The 18958-nt window shown below is 70.6% G+C and carries 15 protein-coding genes and 1 pseudogene; 11 read left to right on the forward strand and 5 right to left on the reverse strand.

Features of this window, described 5'->3' with window-relative positions:
• Window positions 1-71: 71 nt before the first annotated feature.
• A complete protein-coding gene (locus ACWC2T_RS43795; RefSeq protein WP_450675875.1) occupies window positions 72-455 on the reverse strand; it encodes a hypothetical protein in 384 nt (127 codons plus the stop codon).
• A 3-nt stretch (window positions 456-458) separates the two neighbouring features.
• Here ACWC2T_RS43795 and ACWC2T_RS43800 point away from each other — a divergent pair, with 3 nt between their 5' ends.
• A complete protein-coding gene (locus ACWC2T_RS43800; protein WP_450675876.1) occupies window positions 459-836 on the forward strand; it encodes a hypothetical protein in 378 nt (125 codons plus the stop codon).
• A gap of 238 nt (window positions 837-1074) precedes the next feature.
• On the opposite strand, the pseudogene ACWC2T_RS43805 reads toward ACWC2T_RS43800, so the two are convergent.
• Both ACWC2T_RS43805 and ACWC2T_RS43810 read right to left on the reverse strand, forming a co-directional pair.
• Window positions 1075-2053: pseudogene (locus ACWC2T_RS43805) on the reverse strand (TRM11 family SAM-dependent methyltransferase).
• Window positions 2054-2076: 23 nt separating this feature from the next.
• On the reverse strand, window positions 2077-2733 hold the full coding sequence (locus ACWC2T_RS43810) for a hypothetical protein (protein WP_450675877.1): 657 nt from the start codon (window positions 2731-2733) through the stop codon (window positions 2077-2079).
• Between the two features lie 467 nt (window positions 2734-3200).
• On the opposite strand from ACWC2T_RS43810, the gene ACWC2T_RS43815 reads away from it, so the two are divergent.
• The 10 genes from ACWC2T_RS43815 to ACWC2T_RS43860 all read left to right on the forward strand — a co-directional run bounded on the left by ACWC2T_RS43815 (window position 3201) and on the right by ACWC2T_RS43860 (window position 16030).
• A complete protein-coding gene (locus ACWC2T_RS43815; RefSeq protein WP_450675878.1) occupies window positions 3201-3989 on the forward strand; it encodes a hypothetical protein in 789 nt (262 codons plus the stop codon).
• 337 nt (window positions 3990-4326) lie between these two features.
• Complete coding sequence (locus ACWC2T_RS43820) at window positions 4327-4704, forward strand: pilin (RefSeq protein ID WP_351216027.1); 378 nt, start codon at window positions 4327-4329, stop codon at window positions 4702-4704.
• A gap of 365 nt (window positions 4705-5069) precedes the next feature.
• Window positions 5070-6701 carry a hypothetical protein gene (locus ACWC2T_RS43825; protein ID WP_450675879.1) on the forward strand — a complete coding sequence of 544 codons (1632 nt, stop codon included), beginning with the start codon at window positions 5070-5072 and terminating at the stop codon, window positions 6699-6701.
• Window positions 6702-6706: 5 nt separating this feature from the next.
• A complete protein-coding gene (locus ACWC2T_RS43830; RefSeq protein WP_450675880.1) occupies window positions 6707-7660 on the forward strand; it encodes a PrgI family protein in 954 nt (317 codons plus the stop codon).
• Between the two features lie 44 nt (window positions 7661-7704).
• The gene (locus tag ACWC2T_RS43835) at window positions 7705-9504 is read left to right on the forward strand and encodes a VirB4 family type IV secretion system protein (RefSeq protein WP_450675888.1); all 1800 of its coding nucleotides are present in this window, start codon (window positions 7705-7707) and stop codon (window positions 9502-9504) included.
• Window positions 9501-11906 carry a type IV secretory system conjugative DNA transfer family protein gene (locus tag ACWC2T_RS43840; RefSeq protein WP_450675881.1) on the forward strand — a complete coding sequence of 802 codons (2406 nt, stop codon included), beginning with the start codon at window positions 9501-9503 and terminating at the stop codon, window positions 11904-11906. The genes ACWC2T_RS43835 and ACWC2T_RS43840 overlap by 4 nt, the downstream gene beginning before the upstream one ends.
• Before the next feature lie 48 nt (window positions 11907-11954).
• Window positions 11955-12944: a replication-relaxation family protein gene (locus tag ACWC2T_RS43845; RefSeq protein WP_450675882.1), complete on the forward strand. Its 990-nt coding sequence runs from the start codon at window positions 11955-11957 to the stop codon at window positions 12942-12944.
• On the forward strand, window positions 12941-13879 hold the full coding sequence (locus ACWC2T_RS43850; RefSeq protein WP_450675883.1) for a C40 family peptidase: 939 nt from the start codon (window positions 12941-12943) through the stop codon (window positions 13877-13879). Before ACWC2T_RS43845 ends, ACWC2T_RS43850 begins: the two co-directional genes overlap by 4 nt.
• The gene (locus ACWC2T_RS43855; RefSeq protein WP_450675884.1) at window positions 13876-14760 is read left to right on the forward strand and encodes an extensin; all 885 of its coding nucleotides are present in this window, start codon (window positions 13876-13878) and stop codon (window positions 14758-14760) included. Before ACWC2T_RS43850 ends, ACWC2T_RS43855 begins: the two co-directional genes overlap by 4 nt.
• A 379-nt stretch (window positions 14761-15139) precedes the next feature.
• Entirely contained in the window at window positions 15140-16030 is an 891-nt protein-coding gene (locus tag ACWC2T_RS43860) for a hypothetical protein (protein WP_450675885.1), read from the forward strand.
• Window positions 16031-16412: 382 nt separating this feature from the next.
• Here ACWC2T_RS43860 and ACWC2T_RS43865 read toward each other — a convergent pair whose 3' ends face one another.
• Complete coding sequence (locus tag ACWC2T_RS43865) at window positions 16413-17981, reverse strand: trypsin-like serine protease (protein WP_450675886.1); 1569 nt, start codon at window positions 17979-17981, stop codon at window positions 16413-16415.
• A 232-nt stretch (window positions 17982-18213) separates the two neighbouring features.
• Window positions 18214-18723: a hypothetical protein gene (locus ACWC2T_RS43870; protein WP_450675887.1), complete on the reverse strand. Its 510-nt coding sequence runs from the start codon at window positions 18721-18723 to the stop codon at window positions 18214-18216.
• Between the last annotated feature and the right edge of the window lie 235 nt (window positions 18724-18958).

Here is an 18958-nt window from a genome sequence, read left to right on the forward strand (position 1 = left end):
CTCCGCACCCCCCGCCCCGCGCCCCCCCCGCCCCCCCCCGCCCCCCGGCCGCCGCGGCCCCGGCCGGGGCCTCACTCCTCAAGCCCTTCGGGAAGCGAGGCCCTCTTCATGCCCGACACCACGATCAGCGACCGATCGACGGGGCTATCCCCGCCGTCATCCACGTCTACACCCAGCTCGTCGCCTTCACCGACCCAGCCACCGTCGATGACATCGCCCAAGCCGCCGACACCGCCCGCTCCAGCACCTTCAAGGCCCTCGTCGCCCTCGAGAAGCAAAATCTGGCCCACCGATACCGGGGCATCAAGAACGGCCCCAATCGTCGGCTCGACCTGTGGCACGCCACCGACACCGCCCCGGCCCGGACGTTCAAACAACCCGGCGCTCCTGAGGAACCCGTTGCGCAGGCAATCGCCGCGCCCCAGGCGGCTGCGCCAGCACCGGACAGCAGCCACCTGTTGAGGGAACCGTACGAGTCCACCGTTCGTGGCACCGACGAGAAGTCCGACGCGTCGGCATCGAAGCGGGCCGCCTCGTCCGCTCCGCCACCTGCCCGGTGTTCCGCAGCCCTCCAGCCGAAAGCCGTCACCACCGCGACCGCCTCGCCCGGCGGAAGCAGGCGCCTTGCTCGTGGAGCCCTCCGGCAGCTCGTCATCGACCACCTCAACGCCTACCCCGGTGAGTCCTTCACCGCCACGAGGATCAGCCGCGTGATCAACCGTTCGTCCGGTGCCGTCGCCAATGCGCTCGTCACCCTGGCCACGCAGGGCCTCATCGAACAGGTCACCGATCGCCCGCGCACCTATCGCGCGGCGGCCCAGGAGCCGACTGCATAGTCCGGCAGCAAGCCGAGGCCTGCCGTGCCGGTTCCAGTCTGAGTGAGGAATCGGCACGGCAGCTTCCGTCATCAGCGTTCAGTGAAGCCACACTTGGCAGCCGTACACGTCCGGCCAACCGGCAGGTGTGGTGGTCCAGGCTGACGCGGAAGGCTGTTTGGGCCTGACGAGCCTCGGTAGCTGTGCAGCAGAAGTGGCCCAACCAGTTCCGCATGTCGTGGTCTGTCCGTCAGATGGGTCAGCGGCGGCCACAACCTGCTTGCGTTCTGTGGATACAAGGTCGGCAAACGCCTTCGGTGGCGTGTGTCCGGGTCGTTCGGCTTGCGCACCGTGGCCTGCTCAACGTCAGCGCACCGTCGCACACTCTGGTCGGACTGACCGCCTTGGTGAAGATGAGGACGTCCTCGTGCTGGATCACCGCAAGCGGAATGCCCTGGCGGCGGGCGTCGCGTACGTTCTTCATCTGGAAGAACGACGGTCGGGTGATCAGACGGCCGTCACGGATGCCCGCGAGGAGGGCCACGCAGCGTTCGGTGGGAGTCAGGCCGGCGGCCTTCCCGGCGGCCAGGACTGCCGACGGCAAGTCGATGAGTTCGCCGCGTTCGCGCCACGGGCGGGTGGTGACCACGACGGTGCCGCCGGGCCTCAGCATCAGGCGGCACTGGGCGAGGATCTCGGTGAAGGCGTCCAGGAGCCGGTCGGTGGAGACGTGGGCAAGGTTGGAGGGGTCATGGCTGTAGCGGTAGTCCTTCTTGACCACACCGCGTTCGCCAGTCTCGCGGGTGGAGCGGACCTGCCCGTGCACGGAGCTTCCGTACGGCGGTGAGGTGAGAACGAGCTCTACCTGGCCGTGGAGGGCGGCGGGGATGAGCTGGGTGAGTTTTCGGGCGTCGCCGCAGTGCACGGCGCCAGCACTGGTGCCGTCCTCTCGGGGTGGCGGAGGCGGCGTTGCGGCGTGCGAGGTCGGCCCACTTGGGTTCGTACTCGACGCCGAGGGCGCTGCGGTGGAGGTGGATGGCTTCGACGAGGGTGGTGCCGATGCCGCACATCGGGTCAAGCACGAGATCGCCGGGGCGGGTATAGGTGGAGATGGCGTGGGCGGCGATCCGCGGGAGCATCTTGGCGGGGTGGGCGGCCGAGCCGGGCACGTAGCGGCCCTTGCGCTGCGCCGGGGCGGAGGTGGGAGCGGTGTTCCACACCGAGAGGGGAAAGGGCACGGCGGCGTCTCCTCTTTCCTGGTCTAGGCGTGGCGGATCGCGGACAGGGCGATCAGGTCGCAGTGTGCGACGCCGCGGGAGATGTCCGCGGGAAGGACGGGTTCAAGGTGGTCGCCGACCGGGCGGGCGTAGGCGACGACGATGTGCTGGAGGTAGCGGAAGCCGGCGGTGCGGGCGGAAGCGATCAGTGTTCCCAGCGGGTCGGTGAGGTGTCCAGCGTCCCGGTGCTGGCGGGTGGCCAGCAGCAGAAGTCCGTAGTCGGGGAGGAGTCGGTGGGCGCGGTGGAAGAAGCCGGGCCAGCCGTCCTCCAGTGCGCCGGGCACCCCGCTTGGGTCGGACGGCAGGTCGTGAGTGGGGGCGGGGAGGGTGTCGGGGTGGATTTCGGCGAGCAGTAGGGAGGGTTTCCTGGCGCCACCCTCGTCGTCGGCCGGGGTCGTGAAGGGAGTGGTGGGGATGCGGGCGTCCATGGCCGGTGCCGTGTCCCGGATGGCGATCTTGAGGAGTGGGGCGGGCCGGTCGGCGGGGCGTCCGACGAAGTCGGTGCGGATCTTGTCGAGGGCCCAGGCGGGCAGTACCGCGCACGGGATGGGAGCGGCGTTGGGCTCGTCCGGGCCGGGGAGCCATACGGTCGTCGGCAGCAGGTGGGCGGTACGACGGCGGCGCGCGATGGGGTTCGGCATGGGCTGAGCGGCGCCCGGGGTGAGGTTCCGGCCGTGCTCGTGCTGACGTGGGTAATAGGGACTTGCTGGTCGATCTTCGCCATCGCCTCATAGGTGTTCGATCTCCTTGGCAGTCGCTCCGCGTGCGAGGCGGGCGCCGCGGCCTTTCCTCGCCGGGTGTGGCGTTGACGCAGGTCACCTTGCGTGCGAGCCAGTCGCGTGCCAGCTGCGAGCCACTACCGAACCACCGAGGGTGAGCCCCATGGTGGCGCTGAGATTGAGGGCGAAAAATTCCGTGTTCGAATTGCGCTGCTCCGGCTGAGGCGTCTTTCCAGCCCATCGCGGGAGTGGCGGAGCCGGGCCATCGCACATGCCGGTCCCTTCGACCGGTGGTGACGCGGCACTGGCGTGTGGGTGGGCTGGCGGTGGCACGGGGGCTTGGGAGGGGTGGCGGCGGAAGTCGTCCACACCGTCACGGGAGATGCACCATGCACCACCGCCACCTCCATCCCTCCACCGCCGCCCGCCCGCAGAGCACCCTTCGTTCCCCGCTCGGAGAGCTGGAACAGACGTTCCTCGCCCTCGCCCATGGTTCTGAGCCGCTCACCTTTCCCGCGCACCTGGTCTGCGACGAACCCGACCGCGCAGCCTGGCCGGTCGACCGGATCCGCACTCACCTGGCCCACCCCTCCACCCGCGCCGACCAGCGCGAGCAGACCTGGCGCGAGGTGGTCCGGCGAGCCCACGCCCTCGGCGAACCGTGGGATGTGGTCGCCGTGGCCATGACCGTGCCGGTGCTGCGCCGGATGCTTGCTCGGCTCGGCCGCCCCGTCCATCTGGAGCGTGCCGAGGTCGAGCAGGAGGCGCTGGCCGCCGTGGCCACGGCCCTGCACACGGTCGACTCCGGCATGGAGCGTGTGGACCGGGAACTGTTCAGCGCCGCCGACCGGGCCGTGCACCGGCTGGTGTACGCAGCACGCCGCCATGCCACCCGCGAAACCGGCGCGCATGCCGTGCCGCTCGACGACCTGTGTTCCACGTACCAGGTGGATCGCGGTGAGCCGGTGGACGAGATGACGGTGCTGGCCCGTGCCGTACAGGCCCGGGTTGTCGACGTGGCGGAGGCGCGTCTGATCGCCCGTACCCGCCTCGACGGCGAGCCCATGAGCCGGCTCGCGGCCGAGCGCGGGGTGAGCGTGCGCCAGCTCTACCGCCACCGCAGCGCCGCCGAGCAGCACCTGGCCGGATATCTGCGACGCCAGGTCCAGAGCCGGTAGGGAGCCCGAATGGGTGATCTCCGACGGCTGGATGTCAATTCCAGCCATGGGCCTCCCTATTCACGGGTGACGGCGGCCCAGCCCGGCTTCGGACGAAGCCGCCAGCTTCGCTCCGGGGCGGCGGCCGACGCCCCGGGCAGGGCGCCGCACGGCGCGCGGTGAGCACGACCGTCTCGTGCTGACACCCGAGAAACCCGTTCCGTGGCACCTCGAAGGAGGCCGGCCCCGGGTCCAGGGTTCTGCTCACCGCGCGCCTGCCTCTCCCACTCCCCCGGGCGCTCCCGCTCCTGCACCCGCTTCCGTCCTGTCCGGCTGTGTGCCCCTGGAGGCTGCTGCCATGCTCGCAAGGCTCCGTCGGCCGTACCGGCCGGTGGTCCGGTCGCTCGGCCGGTGGTTCTTCCGGCTGGGATTCGTCGCTGCCTGCACCGCTTGGGCGCTGCTGGCGGATCCACCGTACGTGTGGGCGGTCGCGGACATCCCGACCGTCATCACGAATCTGCGGAACTGGATCATTGGCATCCTGGCCGGGCTCGCCACCCTGTTTCTGACCTTCGGCGGGCTCCGCTACCTGATGGCCGGCGGTGATCCCGGCGAAGTAGAGGCCGCCAAGCGGGGGTTGAGGGCCGCGGCGATCGGCTATGGGCTGGCGATCCTGGCCCCGGTGATTGTGACGGTGCTGCAGGGCATCGTCGGTGCGGGCGGGGGCAAGCGGTGATGCGCACCAGGCGTCTTGGCCGTGTCCTGCCGCTGCTGTTCCTGGCTGCTCTCGTCGTGGTTCCGCCTGCCCAGGCGGACTCCGCGGACGCCGTGAGTACGGTTGCCTTCGCCCCGGCAGCCCCGGATCCGCCTCAGCCCGAACCGCAGCCCGCGCCCGGCCCCGAAGCGTCTTCGCCCGCGCCTGAGCCCGGACCAAGGCCGGATCCCACGCCCGGCGCCACGCCATCACCGGGCCGTCCCGCGCCGAAGCCGGCACGGCCGGCCTCCCCCGAGCCGACGCCAGGGGCCAGCCCTTCCGCGTGCGAGGCCGCAGGCGTCGGCTGCGACAAAGCGACCGGCTGGGGCTTCCTCGACATCCCCGGCATGATCATGAACGCGATCACCTCGTTCCTCGGCACGCTGATCGAGCAGCTCATGAAGCCGGCCCGCGAGTTCCTCGCCGACACCCTGCTGGCCACCCCCGATGTCACCAAGCACGCCGACATCAAACGGCTGTGGAGCTGGATGCTGAGTATCACCGCCGGGATCTACGTGCTGTTCGTGACAGCGGGCGGCATCACGGTGATGGGCTACGAGACCGTCCAGAACCGCTACGCCCTGCAGCAGATCGCCCCGCGCCTGCTGTTGGGAATGGTCGCGGCGGCCGCCTCTCTGACCGTGATGGGCAAGGCGATCAGCCTGTCCAATGCCCTCGCCCACGCGATCATGGCCACCGACATGGCGGACGCCGGGCAGGGCATGGTCGAACGCGTCCTGCCCTTCGCGTTGTTCGGCGCCCCGGGCCTGCAGCTGTACCTGCTTGTCCTGGCGATCGTGGCAACGGCGCTGGTGCTCGCGGTGCTGATCGGCTTTATGGTCCGCGTCGCGGTGATGGCGCTTCTGGCCGCTTTCGCGCCCCTGATGCTGGCGTGTCACGCCCATCCTCTGACCGATCCGGTCGCCCGCCTGTGGTGGCGCGGTCTGGCCGGATGCCTGACCATCCAGGTCGCCCAGTCGATGACGTTCATCCTCGCTTTGAAGCTGTTCTTCGCTCCCGGCGCCACCGCCCTGGGCATCCCGAAATCCGACCAGCTGGGCACGATGCTCGCCGGAGTGGCCCTGTTCTGGGCACTGTTCAAGATTCCCGGCTGGACGCTGCAGGTCGTCCTGCGCGGCACCCCCGTGCACCATCCGCACGCACCCACCGGGGTGCGGATGCTCAGGCACCTGGCGATGTACCGGCTCATGGACCACTACCTGCCGGGCATGAACCTGCTGCGTCGCCGTCCCGGCGGTGGTGGGGGCGCCGGATCGCCCCTGGGCCGTGGCAGACCCGGAGGTGGCGGAGGTGGCGGTGGTGGCCGTCCGGGACGGGGCAGGAGCGGGCCCCGTGGGGGCCGACCGCCCGCCGCAGGATCCGGGCATGGAGGTGTGCGAGGCCGGGGCAGGGCCCTGCTGGCCCGCGGCCTTGCGGTCCTCTCCCGTCCCGTTGGCCACCGGGGAGCATCGGGTCACTCCTCCTCGGGTGCACCAGCCGGGCCCGGCACGGGCCGCGCCGGCGGCGCTGGTGTGCACCCGGTCCCCGCCACAGCCGTCGCTCCTGGCGCCGTTGCCCGACCGGGGCGGGCTGCCCAGCGCCGCGGTCCCAGGGCGGCTTCTGCCGTCCGTACACCGAGAGGTCCCCGCGCTGTGCTCCATCCCGCCCAGGCCCGGCAGATCCGGCAACTGGCCCTGCCCGTCGCCGCCTCGCGCACTCCCACCCGCCCGCCGAGGCCCACCCAGCTGTGGCTCCCCATCCACGCCGAGCGCGCCCCGGCACCGCCCCCGGCGGCCCGCGCTGCGCCCGCTGCGTCTGCGCCAGGGGCCCGCGCCGTGCCCTCGCCACCGTCGGCCGTTCGGCCAGCCCCTGCCGCCCGAGGGCGCCAACTATTCCTGCCCATTCCTGCCCGCCGCGTCCGCGTGCGGCCGCCACGGCCCATGCAGCTGCGCCTGCCCCTCGAACCACCACGGAGGTAACCCGTATGCATCCATCCGATGACGCGGCAGACGCCCCCTATACAACCGCCCGTATTCCGGCCGACATCTCCCGCCCCGACCGCCTTCTGGGGCCTTTCACCGCCCGGCAGACGGCCATCCTCGCTGTCGCGGCTCTCGTGCTGTACGGCAGCTGGTGGGCCACGCGCCCCTTCATGGCGCCGCTCGCGTACGCGGTCCTCGTCATCCCGATCGCCGGGGCGGCAGCCGCGCTCGCAGTCGGCCGCCGGGAGGGCATCGGCCTCGACCGCTTCCTGCTCTGCGCGCTCGCTCATGCCCGCACCGCGAAACGCCAAGTACATGCCCCCGAAGGCGTATCGCCCCTGCCAACCGTCGTTCCTGGCCGCTGGGCCGCAGCCGCAGGCCCGTCCCCGACCGCGATGCGCATGCCGTACGACGGCATCAGCGCTGAAGGAGTGCTCGACCTGCACGGTGAGGGCAAAGCGGCCGTCGCCTGGTGCTCCACGGTCAATTTCGAACTGCGCTCGCCTGCCGAGCAGCAGAGCTTGACCGCAGCGTTCGCGCGCTGGCTCAACTCCCTGACCGGGCCCACCCAGCTGCTGGTGCGCTGCCACCGCATCGACCTCACCCCGCTCTCCGACACCCTGCAGCACGACGCCGCCGCGCTCCCGCACCCCGCGCTGGAGGGGGCCGCCCGCGCGCACGCCGATTTCCTCGCCGACCTGGCCACCGGCGGCAACCTGCTCGGTCGGCAGATCGTGCTGGTCGCCCGCGAAGAAGTCACGACGCCGGGCACGCGACGTCACACGGGTGAAGGGCGGGTCTGTCAGCGCGTGGCCGAGGCTGCCCACGCGCTGACTGCCGCCGAGATCACTGTCACGCCGCTGGACGCCGAGCAGAGCGCCCAGTTGGTCCGTGCCGCCTGCAACCCCGACCCTCCCACCCCGCCCGAGAACGGTTCGGAAGGTGACTTCGTATGACCCGGATTGGCTTGCGCACCCGGAACCTTGCCGCCAAGGCGCAGATGGTTGACGGCGTCCACCTGCTGGATGTGGCGGGTCCCGAGGCGATCGAGGTGCACGCGCGGGCCCTGGCGATCGGCGCGCACGTGGCCACCACGCTGGTGGTCACCGGCTACCCGGCCGAGGTCACCCCCGGCTGGCTCACCCCGCTGCTGAACTTCCCCGGTCACCTCGACATCGCCCTGCATATCGAGCCCGTGCCCAACGCAGTCGCCGCTGCCGGGCTGAAGAAACAGCGCGCGCGCCTGGAGTCCGGTCGGCGCACCGGCTTCGACAAGGGCCACCTGGACGATCCCGAGGTGGAAGCCGCCGCCGCAGATGCCGCCGATCTCGCCTATCGCATCGCCCGGGGCGAAGGAAAGCTCTTCCACGTCGCCTTCTACCTGACCGTGCACGCCCCAGACGAGGAGAGCCTGGCCGAGCAGGCTGCCGCCGTGCGGGCGGTCGCCGAGTCGCTGCTCATGACCATCGTCCCCACCACGTACCGGGCCCTGCCCGGCTGGCTCGCGACCCTCCCCCTAGGCATCGACACCCTGAAGATCCGCCGTACCTTCGACACCGCCGCGCTCGCCGCCTGCTTCCCTTTCACCAGCCCGGACCTTCCGATCACCACCGACGAGGAGGGCATCGCGTCCGGGGTGCTCTACGGGCTCAACGCGGTCTCCGGCGCCCCTGTGCTGTGGGACCGCTTCGCGCAGGACAACTACAACTCCATCACTCTGGCCCGCTCCGGCGCCGGGAAGTCCTACCTGACCAAACTGGAACTGCTCCGGCTGCTGTTCACGGGCGTGACGGCCTCGGTCATCGACCCGGAGGACGAGTACGTCCGGCTCGCCGAAACCGTCGGCGGGCACGTCATCGCGCTCGGCACCGACGGCGTACGCCTCAACCCCTTCGACCTTCCGGCGGCACCGGACAGCAGCGAGGACGTCCTGACGCGGCGCGTGCTGTTCCTGCACACCTTCCTCGCCGTCCTGCTGAGCAGCGACCTGACCGCGGCCGAGAAGGCAGTCTTGGACCGCGCCATTCTCCTCACCTACACGCGCGCGGGAATCACCACAGATCCCCGCACCTGGCAGCGCACCCCGCCGACCCTCGCCGATCTCGCCACCGTCCTGGCTGAGGAAGGAGGCGAAGCGGCATCTGATCTCGCCGACCGCCTCACTCCGTTCACCACTGGCTCGCACGCACGGCTGTTCAACGGTCACAGCACCGCTCCCACCGCGGGGCATCTCGTGGTGTTCGCCCTGCGTCAGCTCCCGGAAGAGGTCAAGGCGCCGGCCATGCTGCTCGCGCTGGACGCGATCTGGCGGCAGGTCACTCACCGCACGCCAGTGGGCCGGCATCTGGTCGTGGTGGATGAGGCGTGGCTGCTGATGCGTGACGGCGCGGGTGCCGGCTTCCTGTTCCGCATGTCCAAGGCCGCTCGCAAACGCTGGACCGGCCTTGCGCTGGTGACCCAGGATGCCGATGACGTCCTCGCCTCCCCGCTCGGGCGGGCCATCGTCTCCAACGCGGCCACCCAGATCCTGCTCCGCCAGGCTCCACAAGCCATCGAGGTGATCAGCGAGAGCTTCCATCTCTGCCACGGTGAGCGGGAGTTCCTGCTCTCCGCGACGCGCGGTGAGGCGCTGCTGTTGACCGGGGACCGCCGCCACAAGGTCGCTTTGATCAGCGTCGCGGCACCTGGCGAGCACGAAGTGATCACGACGGATCCGGGCGAACTCGCATCCCCATATCTGGCAGACGAGGATCCCGCTGGCGATGACGCCTTCGGTGACGAGGCGGGATGGGAGTCATGACGGCGCACCTCCTCTACGCCGCCCCTACGCCGGGCGGGCCCCTGGTGGACTTCCTTACCGACCCAGGCGGTTTCTGGACCACGATCAGCGGCCACGGCATCGGCCGGCTCGGGGTCCACGCTGCCATCCTCGCCTCGTGCGCGGCGGTCGCCGTGGCCGGCCACTCGGCGCTGAGTTATCGCCTGCGCCTGTGGCACGAGCGACGCCTCGCCCGGGGCGCACGCTGCGTGGAGGTCCTCGCGCCGCCCACGGTCGCTCCCCGAGGGGGTGAAGTCCTGTGGGCCCAGCTCGCCGGTCTCCTGCGCCCCTGGTGGCGCCGGATCACCACCGGCCAGCCGCATCTCGCCTTCGAATACACCTGGTCCCACACCGGGCTGTCCATCCGGCTGTGGCTGCCCGGCACCGTGCCACTGGGCCTGGTACGCCGCGCCGTCGAGGCCGCCTGGCCCGGCGCCCAGACCCGCATCGCCGGGCCCGCCCCGCTCCTCCCGCCCGGCCACACGGTGACCGCCGGTCGGCTGCGCTCTGCCCGTCCTGACGTGATGCCGCTGCGCACCGACCATGCCACGGACCCGCTTCGGGCGCTGCTCCAGGCCGCCACCGGCATGGGCGAAGACGAGACCGCGTGCGTGCAGATCCTGGCCCGCCCGGCCACCGGCAGCGCATTGCGCAGAGCCCGCCGCCAGGCCCGGAGACTGAAAGCCGGACACACGCCCGCCCGGCCACTCGCCCTCGCCGCACTCCTCCTCCACCGCGCCCAGCCCCCCGCCACAGGCAAACAGGACCCCGAACACGGCGCCACCGTACGACAAACGGCCACGAAGCTCTCCGGCCCGCAGTGGCAGTGCGTCCTCACCTACGCCGCCACCTGCTCGACCAAGGTGGAGCGTGCGGAGGATGTGGCGCGCGGCCGGGCCCACGCGCTCGCCTCGGTCTTCGGCCTGTACGCCGACCGCAACTACCTCACGCGCACCCGCCTACGCCACCCTGAACCGCATCTGAGCAGGCGCTGTTTCCCGTTCGCGCGGCCGGCGCTGCTGTCGGTCCCGGAACTCGCCGCTCTGGCCCACCTGCCCGCCGATGCGGACGCACCCGGCCTCCAGCGGGCTGGTGCCCGCTCCGTTCTGCCCCCGCCCAGCATTCCCGAACCCTCGCCCGGTAACGGGGTCAAGCCCCTCGGCCTCGCCGACACCGGTGCCCGCCGCGGCGTCGGGCTCGCGGTCGCCGACGCCCGCCACCACCTCCATGTCATGGGCGCGACGGGCTCCGGCAAGTCCACCCTCATCGCCAACCTCGTCCTCGACGACGTGTGCAACCACCGCGGCGTCATCGTCATCGACCCCAAGGGCGACCTGGTCACCGACCTCCTGGACCGCCTCCCGGACACCTGCGCCGACCGGCTGGTCCTCATCGACCCCGACGACCCTCACACCCCACCCTGTCTGAACGTGCTCGACGGTGCGGACATCGACGTCGTCGTCGACAACATCACCGGCATCTTCCGCCGGATCTTCACCGCGTTCTGGGGGCCGCGCACCGACGACGTCATGCGCGCCGCGTGCCTCACCCTGCTCAAGCACCGCGAGCGCACCCACCAGCTGGTCACCCTCGCCGACGTGCCCCGTCTTTTGGGGGAGTCCGCCTACCGGCTGCGGATCATCCCCGCGCTCAAGGACCCCGTCCTGCGGGGCTTCTGGGACTGGTACGAATCCATGTCCGAGCCCTCCCGAGCGGCCGTGGTCGGCCCAGTGATGAACAAGCTGCGGGCCTTCCTGCTGCGCGACTTCGCCCGCCGCGCCATCGCCGCCGGCCCCTCCACCTTCGACCTCGCCGGCGTCCTCGACGGCGGCATCCTGCTCGCCCGCCTGCCCAAGGGAGCGATCGGCGAGGAGACCGCCCGGCTCCTGGGCTCGTTCATCGTCGCCGGAACCTGGCAGGCCGCCGCCGCCCGCGCCCGCACACCTGAGCACGCCCGGATCGACGCCACGCTCAGCATCGACGAGGCACACAACTTCCTGACCCTGCCGTACCCGCTGGAGGACATGCTCGCCGAGGCACGCGGCTACCGCCTGTCCATGCTGCTGGCCCACCAACACCTCGCCCAGCTCCCCCGCGACCTGCGCGAAGGCATCTCCGCCAACGCCCGCAACAAGATCTTCTTCAACGCCTCCCCCGAAGACGCAGGCGCCCTCGAACGGCACACGCTCCCGACGGTAGCCGCGCACGACCTCGCCCACCTCGGCCCCTACCAGGCCGCCGCCCACCTGCTCACCGGCGGCGCCGAATCCGCCGCGTTCACCCTCACCACCCGCCCCCTGCCACCCCCGGTACCAGGCCGGGCCAAGGACCTGCGCGCGGCAGCTGGCGGACGCACCGGCCCGCGCCCGGCCACACGCCCCTGAGCCACACCCTCACTCCTGTTCTCCGTCTCCTTCCGGTGGTGATCTTCCATGCCCGCTCTGCCCCGACCCGCCGTGAGCCCCGGCTCCCGCTACACCGCCCGTACCGCCACCACCCGGCCCCGCCCGGCCCGCCACACCGATGTCGCCGCGCTCTCCCGCACCCTCACCGCCCGCGACCTCTGGCTGACACGGATGCTCCACGAACACCGCGTCCTGACCACCCACCAGATCGCCAACCTTGCCTACACATCCCTGCGCTCGGCCCAACGCCGCCTGCGCACCCTGCACCAGCACGCCGTCCTCGACTCCTTCCGCCCCCTGACCCAGACCGGCTCCGCTCCCGAGCACTACACCCTCGGCCCCGCCGGCGCCGCCGTCCTCGCAGCACACACAGGATGCGACCTCGCCAATCTCGGCTGGCGCCCCAGCCACACCGGCCGCATCGCCTACTCCCCCTCCCTCGGCCACGACCTCGGCGTCAACGAACTCCTCACCCACCTCGCCGCCCACGGCCGCACCACCCCGGAAACCGGCCTCCCACTCTGGCTGTCCGAACGCTCCTGCGCCCGCCGCTGGGGCGACCTCGTCCGGCCCGACGCCTACGCGCACTGGCGCGACGGCGAGCACCTGCTGCCGTTCTTCCTCGAATACGACACCGGCAGCCAGACCCTCGCACGCGTCGAGGCCAAACTCACCGGCTACGCCGCCTTCGCCACGACAGCCGGCGCCCGGCCGGCCCTGCTCATCCACACCCGCACCGCCTCCCGCGACCAAGGGCTGCGGCGCCGACTCACCGCCCCCGCACGGGAACTGGGCCTGCACGTCGCGACCTCGTCCGCAGACTTCACCACCACCGAGCCCTGGGGCCCCTGGTGGAGCCCGCTCGGTCCCGGAGACACCCGCCGCACCACCCTCACGAACCTCGCTGCCCGCTGGCCGGGCATCGGCCCGGCTACCGAAGTGGAACCGACCGACGCCGACACCGCCCTCACCCTCCCCGTGCCCCCGCTCCCACCCGCCCCCGAGGCGGGGGCGTGAGCTCCCTGTTCGCCAAGACCGCCGGAGGCATCGGCTGCGCGGTCTTCGCCCTGCCGATGCTGCCCGCCCTCGCCATCGCCGCGCTGCTGGGCGGGCTGTCCTCCGGCGGCAGCGTGGCAGCCTCGCCCAGCAGACAGGCGCTGACGGACATCCCCGCGTACATGCTCGCCCTCTACCAGCGCGCCGCCCCCGAGTGCCCGGGCCTGTCCTGGACGATCCTCGCCGCGATCGGCAAGGTCGAGACCGACCACGCCCGGAACCCCACCATGGTCTCCTCGGCAGGCGCCGTCGGACCGATGCAGTTCCTGCCGTCCACCTTCCAGGCATACGCCCGCCCCGTGCCAGCGGGTGGCAGGACGCCGCCCACGCCGTGGGACCCGGTCGACGCCGTCTACGCCGCCGCCCGGCTGCTGTGCGCCAACGGCGCGAAGAACGGCAAAAACCTGCGGCACGCCATCTGGAGTTACAACCACTCCGACGCCTACGTGAACCAAGTCCTCAACATCGCCCACACATACGAGGCCGCCGCCCCCGCCCCGACCGAGGCCGCCGGAAAGGCGATTGCCTTCGCCCGCGCCCAGCTCGGCGCCCCCTACGTGTGGGGAGGAGACGGCCCGGCCGACGGCGGCTTCGACTGCTCCGGCCTGACCCAGGCCGCCTACCATGCCGCCGGCATCGACATCCCCCGCGTCGCACAAGCCCAGTACGACGCCGGCCCCCGCCTCCCCCAGGGCACACAACTACTCCCGGGCGACCTGCTGTTCTTCGGCAACAGCCCGCGAGCCATCACACACGTCGCCCTCTACACGGGCGCCGGGCAGGCCATCGACGCCCCACACCCCGGAGCCGTCGTACGCCAAGGCCCCGCCCGCACCGACTCCCCCACCTTCCAAGGCGCGACACGGCCCTCACTGCGAAAAGGCGATGCCCGGTGAAGCAGATCGCCGCCCGTGAAGCCGTCGGCCTGCTGCGCACCATGACATGGGTCCTGTGCACCGTCGGACTCCTCGCCCTGGTCTTCACCACCGTCAACGTCACCCGCTTCGCCACCAGCCGCAACGTCCCGCTGCCCATCGCCATCCTCCTCGACCCGATGATCGGCACCGCGCTCGCCGGAGTCCTATACGTGGACGCACGCCTGGCCTCCTGGGGGATCCGCCCACCGGCCTGGTCGACCGCTCTGCGCTGGAGCGCCGGCTGCACCGCCGCTCTCATGAACTCCTGGGAGAGCCTGTGGCCCGACGGACAGATCGGCTTGCCCCACCAGGCCGATCCAGCAGCCGTCCTCCTGCACCTGACACCGGCCCTGCTCCTGATCGCCCTGACCGAAACGATCGCCGCCTACCGACGCACCATCACCGACCTCATGGAACGGATCGCCACCAGCTCTCCCGGTCAGCACCCCCTGCCCGCTCCCAGCACGCCCCGATCGACCCAGGAGACCAGCGCTTGCGATACCGACCGTCCCGATCCACTTTCCGCCCCAGACCCAAGCGACCGAACCAGTCCCTTGCCCGTCGCGATCGGCATCCCCGCCACCACGGACACCAACCACGAACGGCTCGACACGGGCCACGACACACGCGACCGTGCCCCGCTGGCGACAGGTCCCCCACCAACCGACGAAATGGCGGCAGACGCCGACGTGTGGCCACGCGCCGTCGCACTGCACGAGGCAACCCGCGCCAACACCGGGAAACCGATCAGCGTCTGGCGACTGCGCACCGATCTGCGCATCGGGCCACGGCGCGCCCAACAGATCCGCGAGCAGCTCCTGGCACGCGATCACGGCCCACCACCGACCGCCGCCCATTGAAGCGGTCGCCCGCCACCCGATCGGTCACAGCCCCGGGACCGCTCGGACCCGGTGGACGGTGTGTTCCAGCTCCGTTCGCCGATCGGCACACGCCCGACCCACCGCGCACATCCAACGATCCTACGCATCCTCTGAGTTGGTCCAATCCGGAAGCGACTGCCCGCTTGACTTCCCGCTGGAGCAGAGCGTCCATGGTCGTGGCCGACGGGCTCGGCGGGCCACGGGGAATCCGTGAACCCGCCCATGCCACGGCCATGTCCGCGCGGGAGACACGCGATGCGCACGCGCCCAGCGAACGTCCGCGGCCCGCACCCCGTGCGGTTCCGCCCCCGGCCGGGGACCTCACCCACCCGCCATCAGACGGAACAGGGGCTCTCTCATGTCCGACAACACCACCAACCATGCGCAGACGTTGCATGCCGTACCCGACCATGAACCACTGGCCCAACTGAGCGTCGCCACCGGCGCCGTCTACGCCGAACTGATCACCCTCACCGACAACGACGGGGCCACAACCGCCGAGCTGGCCCTCGCCGCCGGCCTGGGCCGCTCCACCACCGGCAAGGCCCTGGCCACCCTGGAGGAAAAAGGCCTGGCCATCCGCACCCCCGGCGGTCACGACGGCCCGCGCCGCAACCCCGACCGCTGGCGCGCCGCACCCACTGCCTGGACCAGCAGCCGCGACGCCTCCGGTGCGCAGGATGCCACGCCCACTGACTCGGCACCTTCCACCGCCAACACATCCGAGTCACACGCCAGCCACACGGACGACGAGAGCACCCCGACCTCCGCAACCACAACCGACAGCGAGGAATCGAGCACCGACGACGCGTCGAGCGCCACCATCGCATCCGTAGCCGACGCACCACACGACACCGCGCACCAGGACGGCAAGCACCCCGACGAAGGCGTCGAGAACGAAGCCCACGCACACCACGCCGGAAACAACGACGGCCCGGCGACCGAGGACACACCCGAACACGCCCGGCAGGCAAGCCCCGAACAGCCGACGACAGAATCGGCGACAGCAGCCACGCAGGTGGGCGAAAGGAAGCGGCTCGCGCCCGGAGCGCTCCGCCAGCTGGTCATCGACCACTTGCGGGCACATCCCGACGAGGCGTTCACCGCTACCAGGATCAGCCGAGTCATCGAGAAGTCCTCGGGGGCCATCGCCAACGCCTTGGACAAGCTGGTCAAGGAGGGCATCGCCAAGCGGGTAAGCGACCGGCCGCGCACCTACCGGCTGGAAACACCGCCGGCCGACGCATAGCTGGCCTGCACAACGCAGTTAATCGGGCTGGTTCTCCCGGGCATTGGGAGCCCAGCCCGGCCACTGTGCAGCTCTTTCCAGCAAGCGGGCGTTGACATAGAAACGAAAGGGCCAGGGGCTACTGGCGAAGTGGCTGAGCGCGTTGGTGGCCGTAGCGTCGGCGCGGCCATCGCCGTATAGGCGGCCGCCTGTTTAGCTCGCATATGCTGCACAAATTCCGCCTGGTCTAGCAATGTCTAGAAGCTCCCTACCAATAGGGAGCTTCTAGGTGTTTCAGGCCGCGCGCGTTAGCGATCTATGCGGCAAAGCATTTGGAAACGGCCAGCGCTAACCAATATCAAACGTCCATCAATATCTTTCCCGCGGTCGTGCCCGGGGGGCATCAGCCTGCGGGCCTGAGTTGGATTTGGTCGTGCAGGCCGCCTGCGTCCACGCCGGTGTAGAGGGAGACGTGGCCATCCTTCCAGCGGACGAGGATGTCGTTGGCGGCGGTGTTGGTGGTGAAAGCGCCAGCGGCCACGACAGCGGCGTCGGCCCAGTCCGAGTTCCGGGGCCGGATCCTGACCTCAGCGGGCAGGCCCTTGGCGGTCAGGCCAGGGTAGAGGGTGGTTTCACCGTCGACCCAGCGCACCAGCAGGTCGTCGGTGCTGTTTCCGGTGAAGGAGCCGGTGGTGAACTGGCTGGCATAGGTCCAGGTGGTGTTCTTGGCGGTGATCTGGGTCTGCTTGGTCAGCCCGTTGGTTGCCAGGTCGCTGAACAGCGAGACGTGGCCGTCTTTCCAGTCCACCAGCAAGTCGTCGCGGTGGCCGCCCGGGGTGAAGCGGCCGGCGACCAGAAGGTGCGCGTCGTTGAGCCAGGCGGGAGTCTTCGATGGGGCGAGCTGCTTCTCGCCGTGGAAGCCGCCTGCATCGACGGTGGTGTACTGGGTCATCTCGCCGTCGTTCCAGCGCACGACGAGACCGTCGGTGCTGCCGCCGGTGGCGTTGACGCTGTTGATCGAGACGGCATGCGTCCAGATGCTCTTGCGGGGGGCGAGCTGGTACTCGGCGGCGAACGGATGGGCGGGATCATTGGCCTGGCCGCCCTGGTAGAGGGTGACCTCCCCGTCGCTCCAGCGGACGATCAGGTCCATATGGCGTGTGCCGCCGGCTGAGCCGCCGGTGTAGTAGCCGGCGGTCATCTGCTCGGCGTCCTGCCAGGGTGCGCCGGCGAACGTTGTGCTGTAGGCAACCTGCTTGATCCAGGCGGCGATGTCGTCGACGCGGGCGTCGACCGCCGTGGTGCGGGTCTCGGCCGCGTCGGTGCCCAGGCAGCCGCCCTGCCACGAAAGGCTGTGGACGGCGGCAATCGCCGTGATGCCGTTGTCGGTGCGCAAGGCGGGGCCGCCGGTGTCGCCCTTGCAGATCGCGGCGCCGTCGGCGGAGGCGGCCAAGTCGACGGTCGTGGCGCCCACGCTGGAGACGGTGAAGGCGGCCGAATGGGCATGGTCGGGCACCCACTCGTCGTGCGTGCGCCCATAGCCGACGGCCTGCACCTGGTCCCCAGCGGCGGGCGTGGTGGCGGCCACCGGGGCCGGGGTGATGCCACTGACGGGCGTAGCCAGCTGAGCCATGACCACGTCCCGGTCGGTACGCGGGACGAGGTTGACCACCTGCTGGGTGCCGCTGCCGATGGTGGCCGTCGTCTTCAGCTTCGGTGCGCCGGTGGCGACGCTGCTGCCAGGGGTGTCGGCGAAGCAGCTGGCCGCGGTCAGCAGCCACTGCGGCGCGACGAGCGTGGCCGAGCAGCCCCGTTGGTCACCGACGTCGAGTGCGGCAGTGAAGGTGTAGGCCGCGGGAGCCTCCGGGCCGGACAGCGCGGTAGCAGGTAACGCTCCGGCGGCGGTGGCAGCCACCGTTGCGGCGGCGAGCAGGCCGGTGGTCCACGCGCTACGTGAACGGGAGCCAGGCATCATTGTCCTAATGGGTCGTATCGAGCGGTGGTCTGAAGGTGGGCGCCGGCGAACGGCATTCCGGGCATCGCGGATTCCCGGGCGGGACAGGCTTGGGTGGTTGTCCGCTGCCAGGTCACCGCTGCGGCAACTAGCCGCCGGTCTCACCGCCAGGCTGGAACGGCGGTTGCGGCGGTAGGGCCGTGGAGGCGAGGCGCCCTTGGTGGGGGTGCGTGTGATGTGCGGTCGCCGGCTACTTGTTCGTGCGGATCTCGACGAGGACGAACTCTCGGGTCTGCGGATCAGCCGACTCCCCGACCGGCGTCCAACTGCCCTTGGCGACCTGGACCTGCTGCGACGCGCTGTCCGGACCGGTGAGGGTGACGTCAGCCGTGTGATCGGCCGAGCCCTTGACCGCGAACACCGAAGGGATCTCGAGAGTGAGGTAGCCCGAGGTGCCGATGGTACGGAAACAGACCTTTTCCTTGTTGCGCGACCACACTTCCAGCAGCCCGGTAGCGGAGGAGCAGTCGGCGAGCACGATGTGGCCGTCGCCGCGCTTGAGCGTGATGCCCTTGTCCGCCTTGACCTTGTCGGCGTTCGGATAGTTGAAGTCTTCGATCGCATAGCCGGGTAGGTCGTTGGCCGCCGTCACCGGAGCATGTGTTGCGCTGCCATGGGAGGAGTCGGTGACCGCGAGTAATGCGGCAGCGCAAGCCGCCACAGCCGCGGCTGTGGTGGTGATCCTTCGTGCCAGCTTCATGTGGATTTCCTTGCGGTAAGGGCATGTTGAGCCGGAGCGTGGCCTGTGGCGGGACATGGGTGAGGCGAGGGCCGGTCGGCCACGGAGACGCCGGAGTCAAACACGTGTACCCAGGGCCACGCCACTCAATTAAACGACCATAAGAGATTGTCTCACGTGGCGAGTTTCGCGAGTTTCTTGTAGCAGGTCAGGGCGGCGGCCAGGCCGAGGAAGGCGAGGAAGTGGGAGCCCTTTC

The organism is Streptomyces sp. NPDC001393 (genome assembly GCF_053597455.1).